Origin of the sequence: Vibrio lentus (genome assembly GCF_002875945.1) — a bacterium.
GTDB classification, from domain to species: Bacteria; Pseudomonadota; Gammaproteobacteria; order Enterobacterales; family Vibrionaceae; genus Vibrio; species Vibrio apostichopi.
Map to the genome: position 1 here is coordinate 1 of NZ_MCZK01000037.1, position 3,940 is coordinate 3,940.

General features: G+C 42.3%; 5 protein-coding genes. 3 read left to right on the forward strand and 2 right to left on the reverse strand.

Annotated elements, in window-relative coordinates; translation table 11 throughout:
• Nucleotides 1-204: 204 nt before the first annotated feature.
• Both mntA and BCT49_RS25645 read right to left on the reverse strand, forming a co-directional pair.
• Entirely contained in the window at nucleotides 205-507 is a 303-nt protein-coding gene (mntA, locus tag BCT49_RS03475) for a type VII toxin-antitoxin system MntA family adenylyltransferase antitoxin (protein WP_102434166.1), read from the reverse strand.
• Between the two features lie 275 nt (nucleotides 508-782).
• Entirely contained in the window at nucleotides 783-1,184 is a 402-nt protein-coding gene (locus BCT49_RS25645; protein ID WP_157938596.1) for a hypothetical protein, read from the reverse strand.
• Between the two features lie 283 nt (nucleotides 1,185-1,467).
• Here BCT49_RS25645 and BCT49_RS03495 point away from each other — a divergent pair, with 283 nt between their 5' ends.
• From BCT49_RS03495 to BCT49_RS03505, 3 genes are all read left to right on the forward strand, one after another.
• Entirely contained in the window at nucleotides 1,468-1,908 is a 441-nt protein-coding gene (locus BCT49_RS03495) for a DUF2787 family protein (protein ID WP_102434169.1), read from the forward strand.
• A gap of 92 nt (nucleotides 1,909-2,000) precedes the next feature.
• Nucleotides 2,001-2,693: a hypothetical protein gene (locus tag BCT49_RS03500; protein ID WP_102434170.1), complete on the forward strand. Its 693-nt coding sequence runs from the start codon at nucleotides 2,001-2,003 to the stop codon at nucleotides 2,691-2,693.
• Between the two features lie 117 nt (nucleotides 2,694-2,810).
• On the forward strand, nucleotides 2,811-3,755 hold the full coding sequence (locus BCT49_RS03505) for an LPD25 domain-containing protein (protein WP_102434171.1): 945 nt from the start codon (nucleotides 2,811-2,813) through the stop codon (nucleotides 3,753-3,755).
• Nucleotides 3,756-3,940: the final 185 nt, after the last annotated feature.

Below are 3,940 nucleotides of genomic sequence, written 5' to 3' on the forward strand. Positions count from 1 at the left end.
TGAATTACGCAACAAAGCCGCAATTCTTTTCAAACAACGGTCAATAATGGAAATTTTATTGAGAATGACATCATCCATTGCACTATCTACCTACCTTTCTATTTTTGAGTCAGCGTTACTTTCCCAACGACTTTTAAATGCTTTAATATTATCTGCTCGAGACATCTGCAAGTCTTGGTACATACGATAAGTTTCTACTTCAAACTAATCAAAATCGAAACCATTTCCCACTAACCTTTTACCTTCACTTACAATCTGCATCCTAAGTACGGTATTACAAGAAATAAGATTCACGAAATCAACTTCACATCGCAAACGTTGCGCCAGCGACTGCTTAAACTCCCAAACTTGAATATCACTCATGGGGCTAACAGGCAGAAAGGCGATATCGATATCACTCTTGTGATGGTTCCTACCTGTGGCAAAAGAACCAAAAAGATAACTAAGCACAATGCTATCGGAGCTAATGACCTCGTTAAGGGCTTGAACAAGAACTTCTGACTTCATCACTATGCGACAAGGATACCCGTTTATCTACGGGCGGAGTTGCCGCCTCCATTGGTTGAGTTAATGTCGTTATTCGAACGAAAAGCCGAACCGTATTTTTCTTAACATTGGCGGAAGCATGAACCTTATCACCGGTGATCGTCTCAATGGCAAAATACCCAGTCCTACGCTTACCTATAATCTACTTATATCTCAGTAAGTTTGCTGAGTGAACGTAATTGACATCAGTACAATAAAGAGGAGTGGTGAATTTCAAGAGAAGACGTTGTCGCTAATTAAACGCCGCATCGGAGAGAATCCTCGATACCAAACAACTCCGTAACAGCTAGACCCATGAGAGATTGCATGATTTCTAAAGAGTCTTCATTCGGCATTTTTTCTGATATCAGTGTCATTAAACCAATCACCCAGAGTCTTCCAGTACCTTCTGAGCCTTTTTTATGTGCAAACATCATTAACATGCGTATAACCATTCTAAATTGATGGATTTGCATCGCCTTTCTCCAAGATACAATAAGTGTGCGTTTCGAAGAAAAGTCCAAGTGCCGTAAAAATATAGGGACAATCTTACCTTTAAGAGCAATTTCAAAATCGTTATTACATGGATAGTAACCTTGTAAAGTGCTCTTTCTTAAACTAAGAAATTGCTGGTGCTTTTCTAAGCTGACTTTAACTATGTCGCTGCCTTTTTAATCGCTACTATTTCAGCAACCACCGAGTTGCACTCTCGTGAATTCTTTATCTATTTTGAAACACGGAGAATACGGGAGAATTGAAGAATCAACAATGCGCAAAACCAAACTTTCAGCACTCCGGTTTCATATGTAACTTTTTGTTTTAGCCTAAATGACTCACTATTCAGCATCACGCCCTTCTCCCCTGCCATCCATTCGAATCTAAATCTTTTCAAATATATTTCATCACTATGCATAACCCCACCGATAGAAAAAGGAGCTGCTTATGCATAGAAATCCCTTACCCACGATTGCATTCAACAAGACAGCTTTGCCTATCTCTCTGGCTCTTCTGGATACATTAAACAACGTTCTAAACAAACACACAGGACTCGTAGAGGGTCATCACACCATCCATTTCAGTAACAAGCACTACTCCGCTGAACATGGAGGCTATCACCCTGTTGAGATTGCATTGTCAAATAACATTAACAACCTCTATTCAATCCTTTGCATCACAAATTTTAGCTTCAATGGATATCCTTACCCGACACTTGAGCGAGACATTGAGTTCGATTTCACTCATGCCACGGTCTTCACTCGATACTCCAGCCTAAAGAGTATGACTGCACCCAATATCGACAAGCTATATACGCTATGGGAATCCAAATTTATCGCTAACTTAGCCAAGGGAGTCTACAACCAAGTCGAGCTGCGTAGCCGCTAATGCCTGAGCGCAGTTAATAACCACCACCACTCCCTAGCTTCTAGCTATCACCATGATTTTACTACCTTACTCTTTCACAGGAGAAACGCCTTATGTCCTATGACATTGTCTATGAACAACTAGCACTGCGTGTACCAAAAGAAGACGTTGCTCAGCAAGCCTGTACCTTCTTTAGAGAACGCCTAAACCATACCGACACCCAATGTGTCAACGAACTCAAACAAGCCCTGTATGAACGTTACAGACTTAGACTGCGTGAAGATGACCTATTTATGCTCCACATGCTCATTGGCTCTAGCAATCTCTTTGACACGGAGACAAACAAACGAGCACGTAGCTGGCAGTTCTGTGGTGTAAACACATTCAACCAACTACTCGTGAAATACGGTTGTGACTGGTCAGCAGCCGCTGAATCAGGAGATATCAAACTCAATGGTCGAGACACCAAAGCAGAAGGTTGGATACGCGCATTACGTAACACACTGAATCACGCTAAAGACTATGGAGTGATGCCGTATTGTCACACCCTAGAGGTATGGCTTAAAACGCCATTAGATACCTCAAAACAAACCCAACTAAACGAGTTAAAAACACGACTTTCTGATTTAGAGGCGACTTGGAAAGAACGGCAACGATTTGATGACGATGGTTTTGATGTCGCAATAAAGCCCAAGTCTGCTTTTGAGATGTGGCTCTTTCAACAGCTCATCAATGGCTACCAAGGCAAGTGCTGGATAAATGGCTCAGAGCCGCCCTATCACGCTGTAAAGAAGCACTCTATCTAATACTCCGCCCCGTTAACAAAACCGCTTAACAACCCAAAAACACGTTTATCCACCATCTATAGGCCATCTTGTTATCAAGGTGGTCTTTTTTATTTTATCCGTAGAAAGGAACCCACTATGCAAACAACACAACAAGATAGCCCAAACAGCTCATCCAAAGACCAACAGGGTTCTTTACTCACATCAGAGGCAAAAAAAATTAAACCGATCACGGTACTTGTCCAATGGTCTGAGTCTCGGGAATTCACTGAAGAGACACTCTATGACTTTAGTGAGTTCGAAAAGAAAGCTCTGGAGGTTGCTAAACGCAATCCATTAGGCGGGTACGACAAAACAAAAGTAACCGTGACCTTTGATAATGAATATCAGCACGAATGCCGCTTAGATTTAGGCTGTGGTGGTAATGATCTGGGTTTTGCTGAACACTGTTTAAGTATGGCTCGTTATTACCGTCAGCATAAAGGAGATGTCGATAAGCCTTGGCTTTATGACAAACACCACCAGCAGTTAATCGAACTCATAAACACTTATGAATTGGACCACTCATTCGTAGACCTAGGGCGTATGCAAGTTAAACAGGTCGAGGAGCAAGCTAAAGCCGAAGAAGCTGCAAAAGAAGAAGCCAAACAACAGGAGCGGGAAAGAACGTGGCGTAAACACCAGCAAGCGGAGGAGGCGTTTCAAGAAACCTTAGAAGTACCACAATGGGCAAAGGGCGTGATTATTGCCACACTCACGGACTATGACGCTGAACTCAGTGAACCGTATGCGGGCGAGTTTCACACCAAAACGCTAAAGACCATCATTCTCGCTTGGTCGAAACACTCTCGAAACCTATTTCCAGAGCTGCGCAAAGCATGTCTGAATCACCCTGAAACGGCTTTTCTTAACGATCCAGATAAAAGCGTTGAACACCGTGAGCGCTTTGCCATGGGAGAAGGCTATTACCTAACCGACACTAAATACATTCGTTACGGATGGCAAATCAAGAAGCGAAACTTTTACAGAGAGGACAACAAAGCACGGTATGTGCCTTTAGGTGAGATCGCGATAAGCGAATAAAAGAAAGAGAGGCGAGCGGATCGCCTCTCTCTGGTTGGCCTTATTTTTTTTCTGTTATCAACGACAGAATCGCTTGGTGATCACACTCAACCTACAAGGTTTGAAACTTATTTCTGGACAATTATCATTTTCGGAAAACTGAATATTAGCAATTCATGAATAACCTGAAGGGCTCTTCTCCGCTT

Excerpts from the sequence above, each read along its gene's own strand:
- BCT49_RS03500 (WP_102434170.1), top strand. The coding sequence starts at position 2,001 with ATGTCCTATGACATTGTCTATGAACAACTAGCACTGCGTGTACCAAAA.
- BCT49_RS03505 (WP_102434171.1), top strand. The coding sequence starts at position 2,811 with ATGCAAACAACACAACAAGATAGCCCAAACAGCTCATCCAAAGACCAA.
- BCT49_RS03495 (WP_102434169.1), top strand. The coding sequence starts at position 1,468 with ATGCATAGAAATCCCTTACCCACGATTGCATTCAACAAGACAGCTTTG.
- mntA (WP_102434166.1), bottom strand. The coding sequence starts at position 507 with ATGAAGTCAGAAGTTCTTGTTCAAGCCCTTAACGAGGTCATTAGCTCC.